The organism is Xanthomonas sp. D-36-1 (assembly GCF_017746155.1).
Classification (GTDB): Bacteria; Pseudomonadota; Gammaproteobacteria; order Xanthomonadales; family Xanthomonadaceae; genus Xanthomonas; species Xanthomonas cissicola.
Genome location: NZ_JAGHWR010000018.1, coordinates 93,323 through 117,170 on the forward strand (window position 1 = coordinate 93,323; position 23,848 = coordinate 117,170).

The 23,848-nt window shown below is 64.8% G+C and carries 16 protein-coding genes and 1 pseudogene; 6 read left to right on the forward strand and 11 right to left on the reverse strand.

Going from position 1 to position 23,848, the window contains the following annotated elements:
* Nucleotides 1-200 precede the first annotated feature (200 nt).
* Nucleotides 201-1,019: an HDOD domain-containing protein gene (locus J7367_RS05570; protein ID WP_003490255.1), complete on the reverse strand. Its 819-nt coding sequence runs from the start codon at nt 1,017-1,019 to the stop codon at nt 201-203.
* 264 nt (nt 1,020-1,283) lie between these two features.
* On the opposite strand from J7367_RS05570, the gene J7367_RS05575 reads away from it, so the two are divergent.
* Nucleotides 1,284-1,460: a hypothetical protein gene (locus tag J7367_RS05575; RefSeq protein ID WP_162829048.1), complete on the forward strand. Its 177-nt coding sequence runs from the start codon at nt 1,284-1,286 to the stop codon at nt 1,458-1,460.
* Between the two features lie 66 nt (nt 1,461-1,526).
* Here J7367_RS05575 and J7367_RS05580 read toward each other — a convergent pair whose 3' ends face one another.
* From J7367_RS05580 to lexA, 5 genes are all read right to left on the reverse strand, one after another.
* A complete protein-coding gene (locus J7367_RS05580) occupies nt 1,527-1,961 on the reverse strand; it encodes a VOC family protein (RefSeq protein WP_172955903.1) in 435 nt (144 codons plus the stop codon).
* Between the two features lie 238 nt (nt 1,962-2,199).
* The gene (locus J7367_RS05585) at nt 2,200-5,451 is read right to left on the reverse strand and encodes an error-prone DNA polymerase (protein WP_057658428.1); all 3,252 of its coding nucleotides are present in this window, start codon (nt 5,449-5,451) and stop codon (nt 2,200-2,202) included.
* Between the two features lie 180 nt (nt 5,452-5,631).
* Nucleotides 5,632-7,050, reverse strand: a complete 1,419-nt coding sequence (locus J7367_RS05590; RefSeq protein WP_057658430.1) for a DNA polymerase Y family protein — start codon at nt 7,048-7,050, stop codon at nt 5,632-5,634.
* A gap of 9 nt (nt 7,051-7,059) precedes the next feature.
* Complete coding sequence (gene imuA, locus J7367_RS05595) at nt 7,060-7,713, reverse strand: translesion DNA synthesis-associated protein ImuA (RefSeq protein WP_007965488.1); 654 nt, start codon at nt 7,711-7,713, stop codon at nt 7,060-7,062.
* A gap of 1 nt (nt 7,714) precedes the next feature.
* On the reverse strand, nt 7,715-8,320 hold the full coding sequence (gene lexA / locus J7367_RS05600; RefSeq protein ID WP_057658432.1) for a transcriptional repressor LexA: 606 nt from the start codon (nt 8,318-8,320) through the stop codon (nt 7,715-7,717).
* Between the two features lie 149 nt (nt 8,321-8,469).
* Here lexA and J7367_RS05605 point away from each other — a divergent pair, with 149 nt between their 5' ends.
* Together J7367_RS05605 and J7367_RS05610 are read left to right on the forward strand one after the other, a co-directional pair.
* Nucleotides 8,470-8,691, forward strand: coding sequence for an AbrB/MazE/SpoVT family DNA-binding domain-containing protein (locus tag J7367_RS05605; protein ID WP_014502325.1), 222 nt, complete (start codon nt 8,470-8,472; stop codon nt 8,689-8,691).
* 9 nt (nt 8,692-8,700) lie between these two features.
* Complete coding sequence (locus tag J7367_RS05610; RefSeq protein WP_007971826.1) at nt 8,701-9,126, forward strand: type II toxin-antitoxin system death-on-curing family toxin; 426 nt, start codon at nt 8,701-8,703, stop codon at nt 9,124-9,126.
* Nucleotides 9,127-9,331: 205 nt separating this feature from the next.
* On the opposite strand, the gene J7367_RS05615 is transcribed toward J7367_RS05610, so the two are convergent.
* The 4 genes and pseudogenes from J7367_RS05615 to J7367_RS05630 form a co-directional block, all read right to left on the reverse strand.
* On the reverse strand, nt 9,332-9,847 hold the full coding sequence (locus tag J7367_RS05615; protein ID WP_057658435.1) for a DUF6496 domain-containing protein: 516 nt from the start codon (nt 9,845-9,847) through the stop codon (nt 9,332-9,334).
* Nucleotides 9,848-10,009: 162 nt separating this feature from the next.
* Nucleotides 10,010-10,354 carry a cupin domain-containing protein gene (locus J7367_RS05620; RefSeq protein ID WP_057658436.1) on the reverse strand — a complete coding sequence of 115 codons (345 nt, stop codon included), beginning with the start codon at nt 10,352-10,354 and terminating at the stop codon, nt 10,010-10,012.
* 62 nt (nt 10,355-10,416) lie between these two features.
* Nucleotides 10,417-11,010, reverse strand: coding sequence for a GIY-YIG nuclease family protein (locus J7367_RS05625; RefSeq protein WP_057658439.1), 594 nt, complete (start codon nt 11,008-11,010; stop codon nt 10,417-10,419).
* Nucleotides 11,007-12,323 (reverse strand): annotated as a pseudogene (locus tag J7367_RS05630) (DUF763 domain-containing protein). Before J7367_RS05630 ends, J7367_RS05625 begins: the two are co-directional and overlap by 4 nt.
* Before the next feature lie 276 nt (nt 12,324-12,599).
* Between J7367_RS05630 and J7367_RS05635 the strand changes: the two are divergent.
* The 3 genes from J7367_RS05635 to J7367_RS05645 are packed head-to-tail and all read left to right on the forward strand — an operon-like array spanning nt 12,600 to nt 16,533.
* On the forward strand, nt 12,600-13,178 hold the full coding sequence (locus tag J7367_RS05635) for a (2Fe-2S)-binding protein (protein ID WP_007965498.1): 579 nt from the start codon (nt 12,600-12,602) through the stop codon (nt 13,176-13,178).
* On the forward strand, nt 13,151-14,239 hold the full coding sequence (locus J7367_RS05640; protein ID WP_057658441.1) for a xanthine dehydrogenase family protein subunit M: 1,089 nt from the start codon (nt 13,151-13,153) through the stop codon (nt 14,237-14,239). The genes J7367_RS05635 and J7367_RS05640 overlap by 28 nt, the downstream gene beginning before the upstream one ends.
* Nucleotides 14,236-16,533 (forward strand): xanthine dehydrogenase family protein molybdopterin-binding subunit, encoded by a 2,298-nt coding sequence (locus J7367_RS05645; protein WP_057658443.1) that lies wholly within the window; start codon nt 14,236-14,238, stop codon nt 16,531-16,533. The genes J7367_RS05640 and J7367_RS05645 overlap by 4 nt, the downstream gene beginning before the upstream one ends.
* A 1,092-nt stretch (nt 16,534-17,625) precedes the next feature.
* Here J7367_RS05645 and J7367_RS05650 read toward each other — a convergent pair.
* Nucleotides 17,626-23,631 (reverse strand): hypothetical protein, encoded by a 6,006-nt coding sequence (locus tag J7367_RS05650; protein WP_057658445.1) that lies wholly within the window; start codon nt 23,629-23,631, stop codon nt 17,626-17,628.
* Nucleotides 23,632-23,848: the final 217 nt, after the last annotated feature.

The window sequence follows — 23,848 nt, forward strand, 5'->3', positions numbered from 1 at the left end:
GTCGATACAAGTGCGCCGCGTCTGTCACCTGGCGCCAGTTGCCGCCAGGCGGGGGCGTTATCGGGCCAGTGCCTGTCGGCATCTGCGCCCGACGCGGCGATCACTGCATGGCAGCAGCCCGACACCGCGCGTGCGACGCAAGGCGCAACAGACTGCGCATGCGCCGCTGCGCGGGGAATGATGCAGCGTCCTGCCCTGGGTTAGTGCAGCAACTCGGCAAAGGCGCGATCTGCCTCGATGACCTCCGGCAACGCGGCGAACAACGCGTCCAGATCCACACCGTCCATCAGCGGGCTGCGTATCGCTTCCAATGCCGCCGCGTTGGCGCCGCCATGCGCATGCAGCGCATCGCAGACCAGTACCGCCTGGGCCACCAGCAATGGCATGCGCGCACCGTCCGGGGCCGCGGCAGGCCGGACCTGATACCCGATGGCTTCCTGGATCACCACGGGCAACTGCCAGCGACGTGCCAGCTCGGCCCCGACTTCCGGATAGCCGAAGCCCAGTTGCAGGGTTTCTTCGGCCGCATGACCGGCAGAGGAGGTTTCGTGATTGATGCGGCTGGCGTATTCCGGCGCTCCGGACTGGATCAAGAGCTCGCCGATGTTGTGCATCATCCCGCAGGTGAAGGCGGTCTCCGGGTCAACCCCCTGCTGGCGCGCCAGCAGGCGGCAGATGCCGGCCACTTCGAAACTGTGCCGCCAGAAGGCCTTGAGGTCGAAGCCCGGGCCAGCCCGGAACGCGCCAGTCATCGCCGACGCCAGCACCAGCGTGCGCAGGGTGTTGAAGCCCAGCCGCATGGCCGCGTCTTCCACGCTGGTGGAATCGCGCAAGCCATGGAAGCGCGCCGAATTGGCCAGCCGCAACACTTTGGCGGCAATCACCGGATCGCGCTCGATACTGTGCGCCAGCGTATCGATATCGGTCTGCGGATCGTCGAATTGACGGATCAGGTCCTGCGCCACCTTGGGCACGGTGGGCAAGGTGTGCAACTGGTCGAACAACGCCTCCAACTTCATGATCGCCTGGTGGGTGAAAGACAAGCCAGCGCGGCTGCGCGGACCTGCATGGTGTAGCACGGACCGGCTTACTGCCAATGACCGGCGTGCAGATGCATTCACTCACGCTTGTGGCTGCGTTGCACAGGACGTTGCTTCGCCAATTGGCCTGAAACAGCCAGCCCAGCAAGCGAGCTCGACAACTTACTGGCACATGACCGCATCGATTGCGTCAGTCGGCCTTGGCACCACCCAGCGATTTGGACAGATTGGCGGCCCCGCCTATTGGCGACCGGAATCGAACGTCCTGAGCCCGGGTGCCAGATCGCGGCAGTCGTCAACGAGGCGGTGAGCGATGCGCTACAGGAAGCCGAACGGCTGCTGGTCGAACGTCTGGCATCGATCAGCCTAGCCGTATTCGTCCAGACATTGGAGCAACGGCGCGAACCCGTCAGCGTCTGACCAATATCGGCATCCTTCCCAATAACGATGGTAAGCGGGAAAACTTCCGTAGACCCATTAATGGGCCTACGGCTGCATGAGCTCTATCGTTATATGGTCGGGGCCTGAAACGTAGGCCACCAGCGTTCCCTTCCTTGGCCCACCCGCGATCGGCAGTGGACTACCCTTCGCCTTCCATCCTGCTGCCTCGACGCGGGCAATAGCGGCATGAATGTCGTTTACGGTCAGAGCTAGGTGGGCCGCACCAATCGCCCCCGCGCTGTTCGGCACCGCCCCGTTCTGGCGCCCTTTTGAATATTGTAATAGTTCGATCGCATAACCGTCTGGTGCCCTGACGATTGCCGTTTTTACATTGGGATCATCGACGCCAGTCACCTGATACAGGAAATCGCCCCCCATCTCCGACTGTCGCTCAAGCTTGAAGCCGAGTGCTCCTGTCCAGAACCGAACAGCTTCGTCCAATGACGATACCGCGAAGCCTGTGTGGTCCACCGCGATTATTCTTGCGTCGTTGTTCATTGCTTCACTCTCACTACACCGTGCTTGAGGTGTCGGAGCTTGCGCCCTAGCTGCAACCGACGCCAGCAACATGACGAATATGATCTTCATGGTGACGCTCTACCGCGAAGGCCTCTTCCTGAAAAAAACGGTTGTCAGGAAGGTCGGAGCGTTCCCAAAAGCCAGCAGTTGGGTATGGAACGCACATAGAATCTAGCCGCAATCCAAGGCCCGAAAAGCGTCAATGGAAATCGCGCGAGGGCAGCTGCATGTCGCCGAGCAAGTTGCTGAGGTCGTACAGGTCGCCGGCGATCAGATGCTCTACGCCGTCCACGCGTTCCCAGCGACCACGCACGGCCAGCAGGCGCGATTCCAGCAGCGCACGGCGGCGACGCAGCGCAAGGTGCGACCAGACGATGACGTTGATCATGCCCTGCTCGTCTTCCAGGGTGACGAAGATGGTGCCCTTGGCGGTGGCCGGGCGCTGGCGCTGGGTGACCAGGCCGGCCACATGCACGCCGCTGCCGTGGCGGCGGCCCTGCAATTCGCGCAGACCCAGGATGCGCCGCTGGCGCATCTGCGGGCGCAGCAGCGCCATTGGATGCTGGCGCAGACTCAGGCCGACCGAGCGGTAATCGGCAAGGATTTCTTCGCCCGCGCGCGGTGCCTCGAACTCCACCGGGCGCTCCTCCGGGCTGCCCGGCAACAGTGGGCGACGCGCCTCCACACCGGCCATTGCCCAGCGCGCGGCATTGCGGTTGCCCACCATGCCTTGCAAGGCGCCTGCTTCTGCCAATGCCAGGCGTGCTTTTTCGTCGAGTGCGGCGCGCAGGCACAGATCGCCGATATCGGCGAACGCCCGCTGCGTGCGTGCGGCAACGATGCGCTGCGCCACCACTTGCGACAGTCCGGCGACCTGCCGCATGCCCAACCGGATCGCCGGTTGTTCGCCGGGATCGGCAGCGCTGCGCCACGGCCGGCCGCCGACCAGGGTGTTGTCCCAGTCGCTGTGCAACACATCCACCGGCAGCACCTCCACGCGCTCGCGCTCGGGGCTGCCGCGGCGCGCATCCTGCACGATCTGGCTGGCCGAATAAAAGCCCATCGGCTGCGCGTTGAGCAGCCCGCAGGCGAAGGCGGCCGGCTCGTGGCGTTTGAGCCAGCAGCTGGCATAGACGAGTTTGGCGAACGAGGCGGCATGGCTCTGCGGAAAACCGTAGGAACCAAAACCCTTGATCTGTTCGAAGATCTGGTCGATGAAGCTGGAGGCGTAGCCTTTGCCCTGCATGCGTTCGCGTACGCGCGTGCGATGCTGTTCCATGTCGCCGCCGCGCCGCCATGCGGCCATCGAGCGACGCAAGTTGTCGGCTTCGTCCTCGCTGTAATCGGCAGCATGCATCAGCAGTTCCATCACCTGCTCCTGAAACAACGGCACGCCCAGCGTGGGCTTGAGGATGTCTTCAACCGCAGGCGACGGGTAGTTCACTTCTTCGCGGCCCTGCCGTCTGCGCAGATATGGGTGCACCATGTCGCCCTGGATCGGCCCGGGGCGCACGATCGCCACTTCGATGACCAGATCGTAGAACTCTGCAGGTTTGAGCCGCGGCAGCATCGCCATCTGCGCACGCGATTCGATCTGGAACACGCCGACGGTGTCGGCGCGCTGGATCATCTTGTAGGTTGGCGCGTCATCGCCTGGCAGCGTGGCAATGCTGTAATTGCGCCCACGGTGGCCGCGCACCAGCTCCAGCGTCTTGCGGATGCAGGTGAGCATGCCCAGCGCCAGGCAATCGACCTTGAGCAGCTGCATGGTTTCCAGATCGTCCTTGTCCCACTGGATGATGGTGCGATTAGGCATGGCCGCGTTTTCCACCGGCACCAGCAGCGAAAGCGGCTCGTCGGAGATCACGAAACCGCCGACATGCTGCGACAGGTGCCGTGGGTGATCGCGCAAATGCTCTGTAACGGCCAGGATCTTGTTGATCAGCGGGTTGGCCAGATCGAACCCGGCTTCTTCGATGCGCTGTTCCATCGGCGTTTCGCCATTGCCCCAACCGTAGCAATTGGCCAGCAACGCAATCTGGTCCGGCGGCAGGCCGAAGGCCTTGGCCACATCGCGCACGGCGCTTTTGCCGCGATAGCAGATCACCGTCGCCGCCAGCGCCGCGCGTTCGCGCCCGTATTTGCTGTAGACGTACTGCAGCACTTCCTCGCGGCGTTCGTGCTCGAAGTCCACGTCGATGTCCGGCGGCTCGTCGCGTTTTTCGGACAGGAAGCGCGCCATCAACAACCGCGTTTCATCCGGGTTGACCGCCGTGATGCCCAGCGCATAGCACACCGCCGAATTGGCCGATGAGCCACGGCCCTGGCAGAGAATGTCCTGATCGCGTGCGAAGCGCACCACATCTTGCACAGTGAGGAAGAACGCTTCGTAGTTCTTGAACGCGATCAGCGCCAGCTCTTTTTCGATGTCCTCGCGCACCTTTGCCGAGATGCCGCCCGGCCAGCGCTTGCGGATGCCTGCTTCGGTGAGCTGACGCAGATAGCTGGTGGGCGTGTGGCCTTCCGGCACCAGCTCTCTGGGATAGGTGTAGCTGATCTTGGAAATATCGAAGGTACAACGCTGCGACAACTCCACGGTGGCCTGCAACAACGCATCCGGGTAGATATTGCCCAACGCGCGCCGGGTTCGCAGATGCCGCTCGCCATTGCGGAACAGGTGTGCGCCGCACTCGGCCAGCGGCAGCGTGTGGCGGATGGCGGTCAAGGTGTCTTGCACGATGCGCTCGCGACGCTGCGCCATATGCACATCGCCACTCGCCAACGCGGTCATGCCCAATTGCTGCGCCAGCGCTTGCAGGACCTGCAGGCGCGCGACATCGTCCTGTTCGCGATGCAGTTCCACTGCCAGAAACGCCCGCTCGCCGAAGACCTGTTGCAACCAGGCGCCCTGCTCTGCCTGCGGCTGCGCGCCGGGTAGCCACAGCGCAAACACGCCCGGCACCACGTCGCGAAACTGCGCTTGCACCTCGGCGCGACCCAAGCGATAGGCGCCCTTGCTTGCCGCACGCCGCGCGGTAGTGATCAACCCGCACAGCTGCGGGTAACCGTGCGCATTTTCCACCAACAGCACCAAGCGGATGTCATCGACCAGGGTGAATTCGCTGCCGACAATCAACCGCACGCCGGTGGCACGCGACGCTTCCAGGCCACGCACGATGCCGGCCAGCGAGCATTCGTCGGTAATGGCCAAGGCGCTGTAGCCGCAATGCTGCGCGCGTGCGAACAACTGCTCGGCACTGGAGGCACCGCGCAGGAACGAAAAGTCCGACAGACAATGCAGCTCGGCATATGCAGGCAGATCATCGGCCTGCTGCGCATGGACGATATCGTCATTGGCCGCGCGCAGGCGTGCAGCCACATTCCAGGCACGCGGCATGCGCCCACCGGGCGTGTCGCGGTCTACGCCATCAATGGCGTCATCCCAGCTCATGGATGCTGGATGCCTTCAACAGCGCCATGCTGTCTCGCACGGCCTTTGCAGTCCGCGGTGGATCGCGTCGCTGCAGCTCCTGCTGCGTTCTTTTTGAAGGCCCGGCACCTGCAGCCTGCACCCACCCCGCGACCAGCGCCAGGCGGCCCGTGCTCGGATCCTGCAATGGCATCCCTGCGCTCACGCAAACCACCCATGCAGCATCCAGCCGTCCACCCGACCGGGCGCGGCGAATGCCCAGCCACGCCGGCCGCGTGCTGTCTCCACCACGTAGTAATCGCGACGCGCTTCATCGTCGTCCCACCAACCGCTTTCCAGCCGCTCCGGGCCGGACACGATGCGCAGGTGCGGGTCGTGGAGCGGCACCGGCTGCGGCAGCAACCAGGTGGGGCGCGGCGGACGCTGCGGCGCGGCGGCTTCGCGCATCGCATCGCCGATGGCGCGGCGCCACGCGCGCTCCGGGCGCGGGTCGTCGGCCGGCAAGACGCGATAGACCGCGTCATCGCCCAGCCGTGCACGCAGGCGCTCGCGCAGTTGCGGCCACTCCACCGATTGCTGCGCGCGCTGATCGAACAGGTCGCGCATGGCCGGTACGAACGGCGGCAGCTGCCGTGCCAGCAAGCGCATCGCCACCACCGGCCGCGGAATCTCCACCCGCTCCAGCCGGTTGCGGGCCAGCTCGAACAGCAAGGTGGGCGCGCGTTCCGGCGTGAGCAGGCCGATCTCTACATCGGTCGCACCTTCTTCGTGCTCCAGGCGTAATAAAAACCGCTGCACGCCGCCATCGCGAATGGACAGATACGTGCACAGGTCGCCGATCAACCGACGCAACGGAAACAGCAGCGCCGGATGCGTTTCCACCTCATACCCCAACTCCACGCGGTGGTCGAAGTGGTCTGGCGGCGCGTAGCACTCCAGTGGGTCGTCGACCTGCCCGTAGAGGCGATCCAGATGATCGAGCAGGCCCGCACCGAAACGCCGGCGCAACCCGTCGCGCGGCAACCCACGCACCGCCGCGAGCGTGCGCACGCCCATGTGCTGAAGGCGCTCGCCGGCATCGTCGGGCAATGCAGCGCGGCGCACAGGCACCTTGTCGAGCGTGCTGTGCAGGGCCGGCAATTGCGTCACCACCATGCCGTCGCGCAGCCCTGCCAGCACGCGCGCGGCGCGCGGCGTGGGCGCCAGCGCAAGCCGGTGCTGGAAGCCCAAGGCCTGCAGCTCATCGCGCAGGCGACGCTCGAAGCGCGGCCAGGGGCCGAACAGGCGAAAGCTGGCACCGGCTTCCAGCACGATGGCGCGCGACCACTGCTGGCTGACCAGCGAACTATGCCGATATGCCCAGGCCGCAAGAAAGCGCTGCGTGCGCGCTTCGTTTTGCGCGTCGTAATCGATGGTGCTTACCTGAGTCATCAAGGCATGCGCCGCCGATAGCCGCATGCCGGCCTTCAACCCAGCCGCACCAGCGGCGGCATTGACCGAATGCAGGCTGCGCAGCTGCGCCGGGCCTTCCACCAGCACCAGCGGCGCCTGCGGCGCTTCCAGACGCCGAAGGACGGCGTCCAGCGCCAGCTGCGGCAGCAAGATGCAGGCCCACAACATGCGCGCGCCTCAATGCGCCAGCCGCAACGGCTGCGACGGTACCTGCCCGCCGCGGCACTTGCGCACCTGCCAGGCATCGCGCTCGGGCAGGAATTCCAGCCGCAAGGCCGCCGGCGATGCATTCACCGCATGACGGCGGTCGCGCAGCGCGAAGGCGCAGCAGTTGCCGCTATCGGCCGCCACCTGCAGCCGGCGCAGCGCACGCGCATCGCCGGTTTGCGGCCAGCCCAGTACCGCAGCGCAAGCGCCGCTGCGCAAGCATTGTTCGAACGCCCATAACGCTTCGCGCGGCTCGGCCTGCACCACTTCCAGATGCTCCAGCACCACCCCGCCCGCCTGCCAGGCCGGCGCGTAAGGAATGAACGGCGGCGCGACCAGCACGACCCGGCTGCTGCTGGCAGTCATGCGTGCCAGCGTGGGCAGCAACAAGGCGATCTCGCCGATGCCGTGCGCAGGCAACAACAACTCGGTCAAGGCACGCCGCGGCCAGCCGCCATCGGGCAGCAACGCATCCAATGCCACATGCCCGGTGGATTCGCCGCCATTGACGGTGGCCGTGCCCTGGCCTGCACGCCAGACGGTGCGCGCGGCCAGCAGGGCGTCCAGCGGCAGTGCCACTGCCGCATTCCCGTCCTGGCTGATGCGCGCCGGCTCCTGGCTCATCTCAGCCCTGCCGGATCAGGCCGCAGTACAGCCCTTCGATCGCGAAGTCGGCATCGGCCGCCACCACGATCGGCGCATGCGCACGATTGCGCGGCAGCAGGCGGATGCGTTCGGCGCCGCGCTCCAGGCGCTTGATGGTGATTTCGCCATCCACCCGCGCCACCACGATCTGCCCGTCGCGCGCCTCATTGCTGCGATGCACGCCAACCAGGTCGCCATCCAGAATGCCGTCATCGATCATCGAATCCCCCTGCACCTGCAACAGGTAATCCGGACGCAGCGAAAACAGCGCGCGGTCCAGCCAGAGCTGACGCTCCAGGCCGATGTCCGCACCGATCGGCAGGCCTGCTGCCACCCGCCCCAGCACCGGCAAGGCCAGCAATTCATCGCGACCGGCGCCCCCCGGCAGACGGATGCCACGTTTCTGATTGGGCAGCAGCTCGATCAATCCGGCATCGGCCAGCGCCTGCACGTGCTTTTGTGCGGCATTGCGCGAGGCAAACCCGAAGGCCTGCGCGATCTCGGCCAGACTGGGCGAGACGCCTGCCTGGGCCTGCTCCTGCAGGAACGCCAGCACGGCGGCACGTTGGGGGGGAAGCGATGGCATCGGGGCGCGGCAGCAGAACGGGACAAGGTGTACATTTGTACACCTATCGATCGCAGCAGGCGAGACCGGCTTGCTGAGCCGCTTCAGCACGTCACTTGCGACTGGCTGACGACAGGGTTATAACTTTCGTATTAACGTGAGATGCCGCCATGAAACTCAAGATCACTGCCATCGGCAATTCCGCCGGCGTCATCCTGCCCAAGGAACTGCTGGCCCGCCTGCGGCTTGGAAAGGGCGACGAACTCTATGCACTGGAAACGCCCGACGGCATCAAGCTGACCGCATTCGACCCGACGTTGGCCGCGCAGATGGATGTGGCCGAGCAGGTGATGCGTGAGCGCCGCACCTTGCTCAACAAACTGGCGCAGTAACGCACACGCATGATCATCTGGATCGAGCGGCCACTTGTCTTGGCTATCCACGACCGCCAGCTGGCCGAACATGGTGGCGGGAGCGGTGTGCGCGACGATGCGTTACTCGACTCCGCCCTTGCTAGACCTAAACAACTATCGGCATATGGCGACCCACCTCCGGACTTGGCGGCGCTAGCAGCGAGCCTGGCATATGGCCTGGCCCGTAATCATCCATTTGTCGACGGCAACAAGCGCACAGCAGCGGTGGCCTGCGAAACCTTCATCGTGCTCAATGGAGCCACCTTGCAGGCAGGTGACCTGGAACTCTACGGTTTTTATATCGGTCTGGCAGAGGGTTCGCTCGATGAAGCAGCGTGCGCAGCATGGCTACGTCCACGGTTGCAATCCCGGCACCAGCAACGCGTACATGAGTCAGCACCGAACTACGGCTGAAGTGAAAGACATGCCGCATCAGACCCGCTACTCATGCCTGATGCGCGGACACCTATTTGCCGGATTCTAGAAGCAACTTCAAAAATGGCTGCACAGCAAACAGGCGGGCAAGGTCGATACCCGAGACGGCGTTTACCACTCATCCTCAACGACTCCGCTCCGTCCTGCGCACCTGAAAACTGCTCGCCACGCTTAGCTTGTCGCGCTAAGCGTTCTTGGCTTCGGCACGCTTGCGCGTCGCTGCCGCTTTCTTCGCGGCGGCCTTGCGTATTGCCGGGCCCTTGGTCTTTGCCGCCTTCTTTGCTGCCGTCGAACGGTCGCTGGCGGTGCGCTTTTTTGCGGCACTCGTGGTCTGTTTGGACAATGCCTTTTTCCCCACCGTCTTCTTGGCGGTAGTGCCCTTGCTGGCGGTCTTGAGGGCTTTCTTGGCACCGGCCGAGCGCGTAGGCGACACCGGCTTTTTGGAGGTTGCAGCTGCCTTGTCCTGCGCGGCTTTTTTCTTGGTGGCCTTGGACGCGGAACTGCGCGGTGCAACATCCACGCCATCGCGGCGCGCCTTGGACAAGCCGATCGCAATGGCCTGCTTGGTGCTTTTCACACCATGCGCGCCGTCGCGCACCTGGTCGATTTCTTCTTTGACATATTCGCCGGCCTGGGTGCTGGCCGATTTTCCTTCGCGCTTGTCCTTGGCAGCAGCGCGGCGTGTCTTGGTCTGTGGCATGGCACTTCCCAGATTGTGAACGGCAGCTCGATGTAACAAGCGCGGCGTCAACGCGCAGTGGGCGCATTGCTCACCTGGCGTTGAAGCACGCCTGTCGCTTCTCCAAAGTCATGCACTTGCGCAGTGACCGATCCAATCGACCACATGCGGCACCGCCAGCGATCACTGCGCCTCACCGGCTGGCAAGGGTTCGCCTTGGGCATCGTAGGCGGGCGGGTGATAGAAATTGACCGTCTTCAGCGGTGTGTTCCCGGTATTGCGGATCTCGTGCGTTTCACCGCGCTCGATGGCGATCAGGCTACCGGCCTGCAGTGCATGCGTCTGCCCCTCGACGACCGCCTCGCCGGTGCCATCCACCACGTACAACCATTGATCGGCACCTCGGTGGCGATTGTCTGGCCCGCCTTCGCCCTCGCCAGGTGCAATCACCATTTCGGCGGCTTGCACCTGGCGCACCGAAAACAGCACCTTGAACGCGTCGGTCAATGTCAGTTGTGCAATCTGCATAAGGCACTCCTCAGGGTTGAGGCGATGCTGAGGCGACGCACGTCAACGTGCTGGCAACATGCTCAGCTGTTGCGGCAATACCAAGCCCAAATGTGTTCGGGCAGATGTTGCTGCATGGGAAAATCCAATGCGCGATAGCCATCGAGCACATCGCGCAGCGCACGTTGTGCTGGCGTAGGACCGACCAGGCCATCCAGTTCGTCCGCACTCAACTGCACCGCGGCCCAGTAGTAGAGCCGATCGATACGCTGAGCCATCGCCGCCTGCAGCCACTCGCGCAACACGAACACGCGATACCCGCCCTGCTGGAGTTGCGCTACTGCACGTTGCAATGCATCGCCCACGCCCCGAAACCATTCTGTATGCCCACCGGCCACTGCGCGGATCGCCATCGGTGCCGGTGCGTTGTGCGCAAGCAGCGGGCGCCGCAGTTGCAGCTCAAGATCGCGCGCATCGCGCTCGCGCTCGGTTTCCACCAGCAGCCCGTGCTCCAGATCGAAAAAATCGAACCAGCGCGGATGCAGGCTAGCGATGCGCCCCAGCGGGTCGCGCGAGAAACCGATCTTGCAATGGTCTTCCCACTGGCACGGGAACACATAGGTGAAGCAGCGTCCGTCGATGGCCACTGGCGTGCTGCTACGTGCGCGCACGCTCATCGGCGACCTGCATGCGCTTGGGTTTGCACCGCGCACGCATCCTCCGGCGCCGGCTCCCAGCCGAACACGCTGCGCCCGCCATAGCGATGCGAATCGCGACGTTCCTGCGCGATGTAGTCGTCCACCGTCGGCCCTCGTGCGCTGGCTTCGAGCCGACGCGCCTGTGCGTCCAGCCGCGCAATCGCCTGCAGGCGTTCGTCGTTGCCCAGTTTGGCCTGCTGCATCGCCTGCTTGAGTACGCCAATGGTGTGATCGAGCACGCGTGTGGGCACCGGGAACGGTTGCCGGTCCTTGCCGCCATGCGCAAGCGAAAAGCGCGCCGGGTCGCTGAAACGGCATGGCGTGCCGTGCATCACCTCGGCCACCATCGCCAGCGAGCGCAACGTGCGCGCACCCACACCAGGCACTTGCAGCAGCGCGGTGAAATCGCGCGGTCCCGCCTCGGCGGCGGCGGCCAAGCTTGCGTGCAGTCGTCGTGTAATCACGTTTTAGCTGCGCACGTCATGATGATCGGGCATGGACAGATGCGGGTGTTGTGCCGGGTCCCAGGCGTGGCCGGCGAACAGATCGCCGGTGAGCGGACCTCGTGCCGCAGGCGCCTCCACACCCGCAATCCGTTGCCATTGGCGTGCCAGCCGGTCCGGCGCTGTGCTGCGCAGCAGTTCCACCTGCGCATCGCGCGAGGCAGCGGCACGGTGGTCGGCGAGATTGACGATGTTGCCTTGATGCGCGCCATCGATGGCAGCATGCGGCGCATCCACAAAACTGCTCAGGCCTTCGGAGAGCCAGTGATACCGGCGCGCCTGCTTGCGCTGCCCGTGCATGCCTTGCTGCACCACCACCCATCGGCCATCGTCGCTGACGATGAAACCATGCAGGTACAGATCGAAGCCGTCCTGCACGGCAGCGCTGTCCACCTTGGCGACCAGGCGGCTGGCCTGTGCCAAAGCGGCGCCGTCCAGCCCGACCGCATCGCCCACCGCCAGCAATTCGGAAGGCGTGGCACGCGAATGCCGGCCGCGCCCACCACAGACATGAATGCCCAGTTCGCCGGCCAGTGGCGTCAACCCACGCTTGAGCGCGCCGATCACGCTGGTGGTAATGCCGGACGAATGCCAGTCCATGCCCATGACCGCACCGAATGACTGAAACCAGAACGGGTGCGCAAGCCGCCGCAACAATTCATCGCGCCCATAGCTGTGCACGATCGCCTCGCACATCACTGCGCCAAGCCGCGTCATCCGCTCGCCCAACCAACGCGGGACGCGACCTCCATGCAAGGGAAGATCCGCACTGCCACCACGCCGGCTCATTGCTGCCGCCTCTTCTTCATGCGGTCAGGATAACGGCGGCACGTCGCAACAACTGGGACACCAGCGCGCTGACGCGCGCGGAAAGCTGACGAATTCAGCGCATGGGATGGCACTTCACACGCACCGCATGCAGGCACGAGCGTGCAGGACCACGATGCCGCTCCTGAATGCGCGTACGCCGCGTTGTATCGCCGCCAATCGCAGCCGTGGTCACTTTGCGTTGACCGCAGCGCCGTCAAGGTGGTGTTCCTCCTCAGCCATCGCCACGGGGTTCGCATGACTGCCACACCCGCCACTGCCCATGACACGGCGCCGGCCACTGCCACCACCAGTGCGCCGACCTACCCAGTCAACCTGCGCATCAACGGTCAGCCGTATCACTTGCAGCTCGAAGCCTGGGTGAGCCTGCTCGACCTGCTGCGCGATCGCCTCGACCTCACCGGCACCAAGAAAGGTTGCGACCATGGCCAATGCGGCGCTTGCACGGTGCTGGTCGATGGCCGCCGCATCAACAGTTGCCTGACCCTGGCCGTCATGCAGGACGGTGCCGACATCACCACCGTCGAAGGGCTGGCCGATGGCGATGCACTGCATCCGCTGCAACGCGCCTTCATCGCCAACGACGCGTTTCAGTGCGGTTACTGCACTCCGGGGCAGCTGTGCTCGGCCGTGGGCTTGATCAACGAAGGCAAGGCGCACGACCGCGACCAGGTGCGTGAACTGATGAGCGGCAATCTCTGCCGTTGCGGTGCCTATCCGCAGATCACCGATGCCGTGATGGAGGTGCTGGGCATGCCCAGCGACAGCAGCGACAGCGCGGCCACGCCGTGGACGCCCGGGACGGTGCCGGCATGATTCCGCTCACCTACGCACGCCCGGACACCGTCGATGCCGCACTTGGCGCCATTGCAGTGCGCAGCGGCGACACGCAGCCGGTGCCCTCCCAGGCACCGGTGCGCTTCATCGCCGGCGGCACCAATCTCACCGACCTGATGAAACTGCAGCTGATGCGCCCCAGCAGCCTGGTCGACATCAATCGGCTGCCGCTGGACAGCATCAGCGCCCAGCCCGACGGCGGCCTGCGCCTGGGTGCGTTGGCGCGCAATGCCGACACCGCATATCACCCGGAGGTCGAAACGCGTTACCCCTTGTTGAGCGCGGCGATTCTGGCCGGCGCTTCGCCGCAGATTCGCAACATGGCCAGCAATGGCGGCAACCTGCTGCAGCGCACGCGCTGCATGTATTTCTACGACCATGCCACCCCTTGCAACAAACGCGACCCGGGCACCGGCTGTTCGGCCATTGGCGGGCTGACCAAATACAACGCCATTCTCGGCGCCAGCGCGCACTGCATCGCCACGCATCCATCGGATATGTGCGTGGCCTTGGCTGCGCTGGATGCCGTGGTGCATGTGCAGGGCGCCCGGGGAGAGCGCGACATTGCGTTCTCGCAGTTCCACCGCCTGCCTGGCGATCGCCCGGAACTGGATAGCACCTTGGCGCCGGACGAATTGATCGTGCATATCGATCTGCCCGATGCGCAGCGCTTCGTTGCGCACAGCGCCTACCTCAAGATCCGCGAGCGCCTTTCGTATGCGTTCGCGCTGGTCTCGGTAGCGGCCGCGTTGGATCTGGACGAAGACGGCAGCATCCGCGACGTGCGTGTGGCACTGGGCGGCGTGGCGCACAAACCCTGGCGCAATGCCGATGCAGAAGCACAGCTGGTCGGCCAGCCGGCCAATGCCGACACCTTCGGCCGCCTGGCGGACACGCTGCTGCAAGGTGCGCAACCGCAAGGCGAAAACGCCTTCAAGCTGCCGCTGGCACGCCGCGCCATCGTGCGCGCATTGAGCGTTGCGCGCGAGGGCACCATCGACAACCGCGGGCGCACCAGTGCGCTGGAGGAATCGCCATGAACGCACGCAGCACCGACCTGTCCGACAGCGAGCTGAACCCGCCGGTTGCCGACAGCGGTACCGGTTATCGCCCCACCGGCACCGGCGTCACGCGCATCGACGGACGCGCAAAAGTCACCGGACAGGCACGTTATGCCGCCGAATGGCCGGTGCCGGATCTGGCCTATGGGGTGGTGGTCAACAGCAGCATTGCCAAGGGTGAGATCGTTGCCTTCCATCTGGATGCAGCACGCGCAGTCCCCGGCGTGCTGGAGATCGTCACCCACGAAAACCGCCCGCATATGCGCGGCATGGACCTGTTCTACAAGGACATGACGGCGCCGGCCGGTTCGCCGTTCCGTCCGTTGTACGACAACAAGATCTTGTACAGCGGCCAGCCCATCGCGCTGGTGGTTGCCGAGACCTTCGAAGCGGCGCGCCATGCGGCGCATCTGGTGGAAGTGGAGTTGCTGCAGGATCCACACGACACCAACCTGATGACCAACCTGGACCGTGCGCACACGCCCAAGCCGTTGAAGGCCGGTTTTTCGCCGCCGCCCAAGGACAAGGGCGATCCGCAGAGCGCATTCGACAATGCCGAGTGCCAGGTACAGGCCGACTACTACAGCGGCGTTGAGCACCACAACCCGATGGAGTTGTTCGCTTCCACCGTCATCCGCGACGCCGACGGCCACTTCACCATTTACGACAAAACCCAGGGGTCGCAGAACAGCCGTTGGTATGTGTCGCACGTGTTTGGGCTCAGCAAGCGCAAGGTGACCGTGCGCAACCCGTACGTGGGCGGCGCGTTCGGCTCCGGGCTGCGCCCGCAGTATCAACTGCCGCTGGCGGTGATGGCGTCGATCCTGCTGGATCGATCGGTCCGTGTGGTGCTGACACGGCAACAGATGTTCACCTTCGGCCACCGCCCGGAAACGCTGCAGCGGCTCAAGCTCGGCGCAGACCGCGACGGCACCCTACGTTCGGTCTGGCATGAAGCCATCGCCGAAACCTCGCGCATCGAAGACTACGTGGAGGTGGTGGTCAACTGGAGCGGGCAGTTGTATGCCTGCGACAACGTGCACCTGGGCTACAAGCTGGTGAGCCTGGACCAATACAGCCCGATCGACATGCGTGCACCCGGCGCCGCGCACGGTGTGCATGCGCTGGAAGTGGCGATGGACGAGTTGGCCTATGAGGTCGGCATCGATCCGTTGGCACTGCGCCTGAAGAATTACGCCGAGGTCAATCCGGCCGACGACAAGCCCTACTCCACCAAGGCGCTGCGCCAGTGTTACGAGCAAGGGGCAGAGCGCTTCGGTTGGGCGCAACGACCCCTGCAACCACGCGCGCGCAAGGAAGGCAGCGAGTGGGTGGGCTGGGGCATGGCCACCGGGCAATGGGATGCGATGCAGATGTTCGCGCGCGCACATGCGGCGCTGCATGCCGACGGCCGTTTGGTGGTCAGCAGCGCGGCCAGCGATATCGGCACCGGCACCTACACGGTGATGGCGATGATCGCTGCCGAAGCGCTGGGCCTGCCATTGGAGCGGGTGACGTTTCAACTTGGCGACTCCACCTTGCCGGTCGCGCCGATCGAAGGCGGCTCCTCGCACGTCACCACGGTGGGCTCGGCGGTGGATGGCGTGTGCGGCAAGCTGCGTGGCCGGTTACTACGGCTGGCACAGGCGCTGCCCGAATCGCGCTTCGCAAAAGCCAAGCCTGACGATGTGGTCTTTGCCGACGGCAAGCTGGCATTGCGGGCCGATGCCGGCAGCGCCATCGCCTTGACCGACCTGCTGCGCACTGCAGGGCTGGAACAGATCGAAGATAAGTTCCTGCTGCTGCCGAACGTACTCAAGCAACGCAAATACACCCGTGCCACGCACGGCGCCGTTTTTGTGGAGGTGCGGGTGGACGAAGAACTGGGCACGGTGCGGGTCACCCGCGTGGTCAGCGCCGTTGCCGCCGGGCGCATCCTCAATCCGATCACCGCACGCAGCCAGATCGTGGGTGGCGTGGTTTGGGGCATTGGCCAGGCGCTGCACGAGCACACCCAATCGGACCATCGCTTCGGCCGCTTCATGAATCACGACCTGGCGCTGTATCACGTCTCCGCCAACGCCGACATCCACGACATCGACGTGATCTTCGCGAACGAAGACGACCGTGTCGTCAGCAGCCTGGGGGCGAAAGGCGTTGGCGAAATCGGCCTGGTCGGCGTTTCTGCGGCAATCTGCAACGCCATCTTCCACGCGACCGGCAAGCGCATCCGCAGCACACCGATGACACCGGACAAGGTGATGGCGGACTGACCTGCGTGGCACGTTGCGCCTGTATGAATGCATGGCGCAGCGATAAGACGGGTTACGAAAACGCAGCCACGTTGCCGCTGCTCTCATGGGTCACGACAATGGGCCCAATGCATTCGGTGCACTGGGCCCATCGTGTTATCGGAGCGGTGCAGCGTCGAGTGTGAGCGGTGCAGTACATGCCAGTCGCCGCATCAGCGTCGCGCGGACTTCTTCTTGCCTGATGTCTCGCTAGCACCTATGCGCACCGTGACCACAGCTATGGTGATCTGGCAGGCAACAGCCGCCTCAAGACCAACTCGTTGTTGGCCGACGCTTTCAGGCCGGTTGGTCGCAAGCGCAGGATTTGGTCGAATCGTCGGCCGACATTCCGCGGCCCCTGCACACATGCAGGCGCAACAGCTGCACCAGGGTGTCTTCCAGCTGCCGGTAAAGCGCATCCAATGCTTCGGGCGCATGCGCGCCGCAATTGCTGACCAGTGCCGTTTTCCGAATCGACCACCGCCGCTACGGCTTCCACCACCCGTGTATCGAACTGATGCCGTAGTTCGGTCTGCAGGTCCTTTGTGTTGCGCACGCGGTTTCGGCCACTTATCAGGTCTGTTGCGCGACCAGTGGCGAAGAACGCCACCGAATGACAAACCTCGGCCTGCCGCAGGCCGCGGAGCGCTGCACCTGCGCCCACCCGCTATCCGAGCGCTGCAGACCCCAGGTAGCAGCCGGGCGCTGTGCCGACCTGGCGCTGCTGGCGCCCGGTGAGCCGCTGAGCTACTCCGGCCACACCGCCGACCTTGGAGCGGGAGCTGTTCGATATGTGGGTGACACGGCCGCCCGACGCTACCGGTTGTGTCGGCCAGTTTTGAACAGCTGCGCTGATGCACACTGCGATGACCAGCGTGCTGCGCAGGCCATCGGTACGGTCTATCTATATAATCGCTACGTCGCGATCATCCTCGGCTACACGCGCCTGGTTGACGCTCCAACCCGCAGCGCCCCGCCGCCGGTCTCGCGCCCTCCTGTCATGCAGCGCGCCCGCGCATCGCGCGTACGCCTGCGCGGTCAGGACGGCATTCAAGCGTGCCCGGCGCATCAGGCTCATTGCTCATCGGCCAGGGTGATGTCATCGCCGGCATCGGCCGCTAGCGCGGCATCGTCGCCGAAGGGTGCGCCCAACATCGCCAGCATGGCAGCCCGCGCCTTTTCACCGAGGTCGTGCGCACGTGTCATGGTTTGCCGTGCTGCACGTGTCTGTGCATCGATGTCGCCTAACGCATCTGATTCTTCAGCCAGCCTGGCGCGCACGCCGTGCGCTAACGACATCAGCGCAACGATGCGATCGCGTGTCTCTGCCGATTGCTGCTGGACCCTGCTCAGTTTCGTTTGCGCCTCTTCGAGTACCCGCACTGCCTCATCCTCGCTGGCGGTGTCGTTCGCCAACGCATCGGTGCTCGTGGCATGCATGCGCAATACCCGCAGCGCTTGGCGTCGGATGTCGGCATCGCGCTCGGCATGTTCGATAGACTGACGCTCTAGCTCAGACACGCGCTGCAGATCCGCCAGACGCTGCAACAGGTCGTTCAACCTGTCGTCCAGGTCCTGCAGTTGCGCCTCTTGCGCGTTATACGCCTCTGCAGTCTGGCGCAGAAGGTAGTCGATCGCTGCAATCAGTGACGACTCACTTTGTGCAGCCTGCCGCAGTAATTCGAACGCATGCTGAGCTACCGCAATCTCCTCCATTGCGCTGCGCCCGGCCATCAGGTGATTTAGGCGACCGTGCGCCTGGTCAAGCGCATGCTCGGCCTGTGTCACCACCTCCCTGCAGGCGTGCAACGACGCAAGCGCTTGGCGCAAGCTCCACGGCGCGATCGCCGCTTCGGTGATGTCCTGGCCTGTTGGCGCAAGTCTGGCCAACAAGCGGTCGATGCGTTCGCCTGCCTTGGCCTGTGCGAGCCCCACTGCCTCCATCAGCGCAGCGCAGTTGCGGCGCTGCGCATCAACTCCAAGCGTTTGTTCTTCCAGGCGTGCCAATTCGCGCGTCAACGCGCGTAGATGAGGACCCTCCGGCGGCGTGCCCGTCTGCAGATGCCGTTCAAATGCAAGCTCGCGCGCCTCCTGTAACCCTGGGCGCTCGGCCCGCGGGGAGACCCTGCCCGGTTGCGGCACTTGCGCACGCTGAGGTTGCCCAAGCGCCTGCACGCCGGCCTGCTGCAGACGGTCCAGGGGGCGGCGCAGCGCACGCGCACCGGCTTCGAGGACTTCCGCCCCTTCGATGCGGTCGTACAACCCGTAACGGAACTGAATCTCCGCCTCGAACAACTGGTGCGAGGCGACCGCCGTCGACACCACATTGAGCAGCGGCAGACCGACACGACTGGTGACCGGATTTTCGTCGGTATTGTGAACGGCGATGGCCGCAAGCCGGTACAGATCCGGCGATTGCTGCGCGGCAACCAGAACGTCCTGCCAGGACATCCCGTCGCTGGACACCGGCAATCCCAGTGCAGCTGCTGACTGCGCATGCTGCCTGGCGGCTAGGGCGTCGTTGATCGCCACCATCGCCTGCGGCCGCATCTCAAACACGAAACGAACCTGATTGACATACGGGATGTCCTTGAATCTGCGCAACGCCTCATCCAGCCCGGGAATCTTGCGTCGTATCTCGGCAACGTCGCGCATCTTCTCGCCCAGCGCGCAGTGGCCGATGGCATGACTGATTACCGCGTCGAGCGATTCGCGTCCGAACATGTTGATCTCTACGCGGGCGCCGGGAATCACGCGCGCCCGCTGCTGGATGGCTGCAGCGTCCTCCTGCCGCAGCTGATGCAGCATGTCGACCACTGCCGCGCGCTCGGCCGCCGTACCGCCTTTCCACAGCGATGCCGCCGCGGCACCAGTCGCTTGCGCGGCGAGCGTCCGCTGTCGCGCCAGGGCTGCTCCGCCGAGTGCCGCGCCAGCTTCGATGGCCAGCGCGTCGGGACCCTGGATACGTTCGAGCGCCTTGCGCAGCACGGCACTGCGCTCTTCCGGCGTGGACGGATACTCCATCGCGCCCAGTTCGGCGCTGCTTTCTGGAAAAACGGCCGTGAGCCGTGCGCGCAACGTGTCCCATCGATGCCGCGTCACCGGCTGCGCGGCATGCGTATCCAGGGTGCGCTTGTAGCTGGCAGTGCCCAATAACGGACCGGTGCGCGTATCGTCCAGTATTGCGTTGGTTGGCAACTGCACGTCGCTAGACGCCACTCGCACACCGGCCAGCTGCAGCGTGCCGGCACCGGTGACGGCATTGACCAGCCGTTTGAAATTGCGTCCGAGTACCGAAGTCAATGTGCCACCTGAATTGATGCCGGCATTGACCTCGGCATTAATGCCGATGCGACCCTGGAATTCCAGGCCGATGATGTCTTGCCAGGCGTGGTCCAGATGCAATTCCATCTGGCTCCATTGCACCCCGATCTGCGCCGTCATGCCGACCGGCACCGACACCGTAATCGCGCTGCGCGGACTGCCGGTGGCTGCGCCCTGTGCGGTGGGCTGTTTCGCGCCGAAGGGATGCCTGACTGCCAGGGGATTCACAGCCAGGTTGACGTTGAGCGACGCGTTGATGTTGGTTTCAAACAGATCCAGGCCGATCGCCCCATCATTCACACCTGCACGTAACAGGCAGGTGGTATCGCCGGCGTAGCGGTCGAACAACAGTCTGGCAAATTCGGGGATGGTGTCCGGCGACAGGATGACTGCCGCGCCCACGCCATGTTGATAGGTCCCCCCCACGCCTAGATTGGCCGCGCCGCCCCAGGTTGCAGACACTGTTTGCCCCGGGGCGTCCACATACACATGTCCGCCGGTCCCCGGGCCCGGTTTAAGATCGATGCTCAGCCCTGCGGTTGCGGACGCGGTCGCTTTTGCGTGGCGCACGAAGAAGGCCACCAATCCCGCGTCGCCGTCCTTCGAATCGCCGATGCGCTCGACGCCCAGCGCGTGGATGGCCTCCCCTCCCATACCGACATTGATCAGATTTACATGCATCCATTGCACCGACCCCAGCGAGCCGCGCAGCTCGGCCGAGCGCACCCGAGTCGAGAAGAAGGTGCTGCGATTGAACAGGTCCTGCAGCACATCGATCATGCGCGATGCCATTTCATCTGGGGCGCTCCCCTGCGGCAGACCAAGACTCTTGAGCAGCTGCAGCTGGCGGGCGCTGCCGGGAGTAGTGACCTCTTGCCGAAAGGTCGACACCACGTCATCGAATGCCTCCAGTTCGCGCCAGGACGACAGCCCCAGCTTGGCCAGCGCATGCAACCCGGACTGCTGCCGCCTGGCGTCGGCTGCCTCCAGCGCCTGCGCGTCGTGAACGCCCAGCAGCGCGTCGTACTCAACCAAGCCTGCGAGCAGGCAGGCGCTGCGCAGCGCATTGGGCGCATCGGCTGCGTTGGCGGCTTGCTCCTTCTGGGCCGGCAAAGCGACCTTGGCGGTCTTGAGTCGATGGACGACCTCACGCAACTCGGCAAGCAGCGCATGCTCGATGTCGCTCAGTGCCTGCGGATGTAGCGCTGCGCCACCGGCCAGCGCAGCGATGCAACGGTCAAATGAGGGCATCAGGTCATCATCCTTCTGCACCACAGCGCGAGTGACCGCAGAACGCGCCCGCCGCCAAAGTTCGGCGACGCGATAGCTGGGAGTCGAACTTGTCCGCTGGATGGAGGCCCCGTCCGCCATGGAAAAATCGGCGGCCAGCGCGCCATCGCGGAATCCGATCTTGCGCAGATCGCGCAACAGCCCGGTCAAGGCCGTTTCGCGCAAGGCCACCAGGCGCGCATTCTGTTCAGCCGAAAGCCCATCAACCGGTTGGCGCTCAGACGCCGCAGCGGCAATACGCACCTCGGCCAGGACAGGCAAACTCTCGAACAGTTCCAGCGCAAGCGACTGGGCCTGCATCGCCTCCTGGCGGACGCCGGCAAGTCGCTGTTGCTGCGGTGTGGGTGGCTGTGTCACGCCGGTCCATCCGGCCAGCGTGCGCACAGCACCTCCGACTATGTCTGTCATCACTTGCGCGAGCGCGGTGGCCTGAGCGCGACCACTCTCGACCAGGACCTGCACATTCGAGCTCAAACTTAACGGATCGGTGGACGTGGTGCCCAGCAAGGTCGTGCTGATCGCCGCGTCGTGGTCGGGCGTACTGATCCGACTTGCCTGCTGCTGGTTTATGTGGGCATTGGTACCGGACTGGGTACTGGCAGCGGCGACTTCCTCGAGTGACGGAGACGCGGCAACGCGTGCCGCCAGGAGGGTGCCATCTGCAGCCGTCATTGCTGGCAACACGGCGTGCCAGCGCGCGCCCAACTGCACCTGGAGTCGCCCGGTACGCGTACTGCGCAGCCCACGCGGTGGCGGTAGCGTCTTTGGCAAGGTGATCTGCACCGCATCCCACTGCCCGTGTTCTGCAAGCCGGTATAGCTGCACAGGCCCTTGGTGAGGGTGGTCTAACGCATACAGCACATCGTCCAACCCGACCGCGATTGCCAGCGGGCGTTGCAGCGGGGGGATGCTGCCGCGGTTGCCTTCCGCATCCACCTTGAGCAACGTTCCCGACGCCGTCATCACTACCGCGCTGCGATCTGCATGCACTGCCGCCTGGACAAGCTCTTCGTCGAAATGGGCGATTGGCTTGCAGCGCACCTCCACTACATCCGGCACCACGATGAGCGGCCCACCGGAAGGCGTGGTGGGCACCGCATCGGCCGCCAGCCAGGTGGTCCGCCCGGGAAGCGTGATGTCGACCAGTTGCGGCGGCGAAGCCAGCAACGCAAACACTGGCCGACGGTCGACGAAGCCACGCGCTCCGGTATGCAACGAGACAACGCCGGTGAGTGGAGCGCCATCGGCAAGCTTTAGCCGCTCCCATGGCTGGTCTGGCGCGGGCGAGTAGTGCAGCACCCCGTCCAAATGCCCCAGCCGGGCATGTCCATCCAGCACCACCGGCAACTGTATCGCCTCATCGGCGGGCAGCTGCAGCCCTTCGCTGCGCATCAGCAGAAGCGGACGGTCGAGCATGAACGCCGGCTGGAATCTCGCTTGTCCTGCCGGCCGTTGCAACGCGATGCGGTGCCCGGTTCTGTCTTCCAGCACAAGATGCACACCGTTGTCGGTGGCAAGCCCGATGGACGTGACCGCCCATCCCTGTGAGCGCTCCAGCCGATCCGGCAAGGTCAGGCGCCGTGCAGCGATCGGCCCGGTTCCGCGCAGATCCGCCTCATACACGCGCCCCTTGTCATCGAGCATCAACGCGGTGCCGGCGTCAGGATGCGGCAGCGGCAGCACATCGACCGGCACCGCAGGCGTCGGCTCGAAGGCTGGGCCGCCAGGCACCGGACGCAACAACTCCACCATCCGGTCGGGCATATCCTCATCGCAACGCCGGAACAGGCCATCATGCAGCAGGCATGGCCTGCCATCGGCATCGAAACGAAGCACGGCGCCGTCCGGTAGATCGTCGACGCTGACGGATATCTGCTCACTGCCGGCGCGCCAGCAGTGAGCACCCGCCTGCAGATACACAGCGCCATCGGCCTGCAGGCCGAGCATGCGGATATCGGCAGCTGCACCGCACGCGGCGGGCAGCGGAACCGGTACCCAGCGCCCACGCGCATCGGCGCGATGCAGCTGGTTAGCACGACAGGTGAAACACTGACCATCGGTCGCCTGCCAGATACCGGTCAGCAGACCAATCGGCGGCTCGGCAAGCTGGCTGGCGATTTGGTCGGCGGTCGGCGCCGTGCCGGTGCGGCGTTCGACGTCCGGATGCACGGTCAACCCTGCGATCAGTAAACCTGGCGTTGTGGTGAAGAACGCCTCGTTGCGTGGCATCCGCGGATCCTTGGGATCGGCCACATAGCGCAGCAGACGTCCACCGCCGCCTAGCGCCGATTCGCTCTGGATCGCCGGCCGACGCGCAAGACAAGCGTCAATTATGCGAGCGACCTCGCGATCCGACGCGGAGGCGCCGTCGAGCTGCACGCTGGCACGTCGGCCGTGCTGCGACGGGGAACTGCGCAGGCGGACCGCGGTGGTTGAGGTGCTGGATGCGCGTCGCCTTACCGGCAAGGCGCCCGGCGCATGCGCCGGAGACTCAGGGAAAGGCGGCCGCGGTGAGACTGTGGTCGGCACCGACGTGTCTACCGAATCTGGTGCCGGCAGCGACCGAGACGCACTTGAGGAAGCGATGGAGTGTGATGTGGTCATCGAACTATCCAAAAAAATGGGATGCTCGGCGCGACGTCTGCAGGGCGACGCCTCACACGGCGTGAAGTACCGCAGATGT

Coding starts and splice junctions, on each gene's coding strand:
- J7367_RS05570 (WP_003490255.1), bottom strand. CDS start 1,019: ATGAAGTTGGAGGCGTTGTTCGACCAGTTGCACACCTTGCCCACCGTG.
- J7367_RS05585 (WP_057658428.1), bottom strand. CDS start 5,451: ATGAGCTGGGATGACGCCATTGATGGCGTAGACCGCGACACGCCCGGT.
- J7367_RS05590 (WP_057658430.1), bottom strand. CDS start 7,050: ATGTTGTGGGCCTGCATCTTGCTGCCGCAGCTGGCGCTGGACGCCGTC.
- imuA (WP_007965488.1), bottom strand. CDS start 7,713: ATGAGCCAGGAGCCGGCGCGCATCAGCCAGGACGGGAATGCGGCAGTG.
- lexA (WP_057658432.1), bottom strand. CDS start 8,320: ATGCCATCGCTTCCCCCCCAACGTGCCGCCGTGCTGGCGTTCCTGCAG.
- J7367_RS05605 (WP_014502325.1), top strand. CDS start 8,470: ATGAAACTCAAGATCACTGCCATCGGCAATTCCGCCGGCGTCATCCTG.
- J7367_RS05610 (WP_007971826.1), top strand. CDS start 8,701: ATGATCATCTGGATCGAGCGGCCACTTGTCTTGGCTATCCACGACCGC.
- J7367_RS05615 (WP_057658435.1), bottom strand. CDS start 9,847: ATGCCACAGACCAAGACACGCCGCGCTGCTGCCAAGGACAAGCGCGAA.
- J7367_RS05620 (WP_057658436.1), bottom strand. CDS start 10,354: ATGCAGATTGCACAACTGACATTGACCGACGCGTTCAAGGTGCTGTTT.
- J7367_RS05625 (WP_057658439.1), bottom strand. CDS start 11,010: ATGAGCGTGCGCGCACGTAGCAGCACGCCAGTGGCCATCGACGGACGC.
- J7367_RS05635 (WP_007965498.1), top strand. CDS start 12,600: ATGACTGCCACACCCGCCACTGCCCATGACACGGCGCCGGCCACTGCC.
- J7367_RS05645 (WP_057658443.1), top strand. CDS start 14,236: ATGAACGCACGCAGCACCGACCTGTCCGACAGCGAGCTGAACCCGCCG.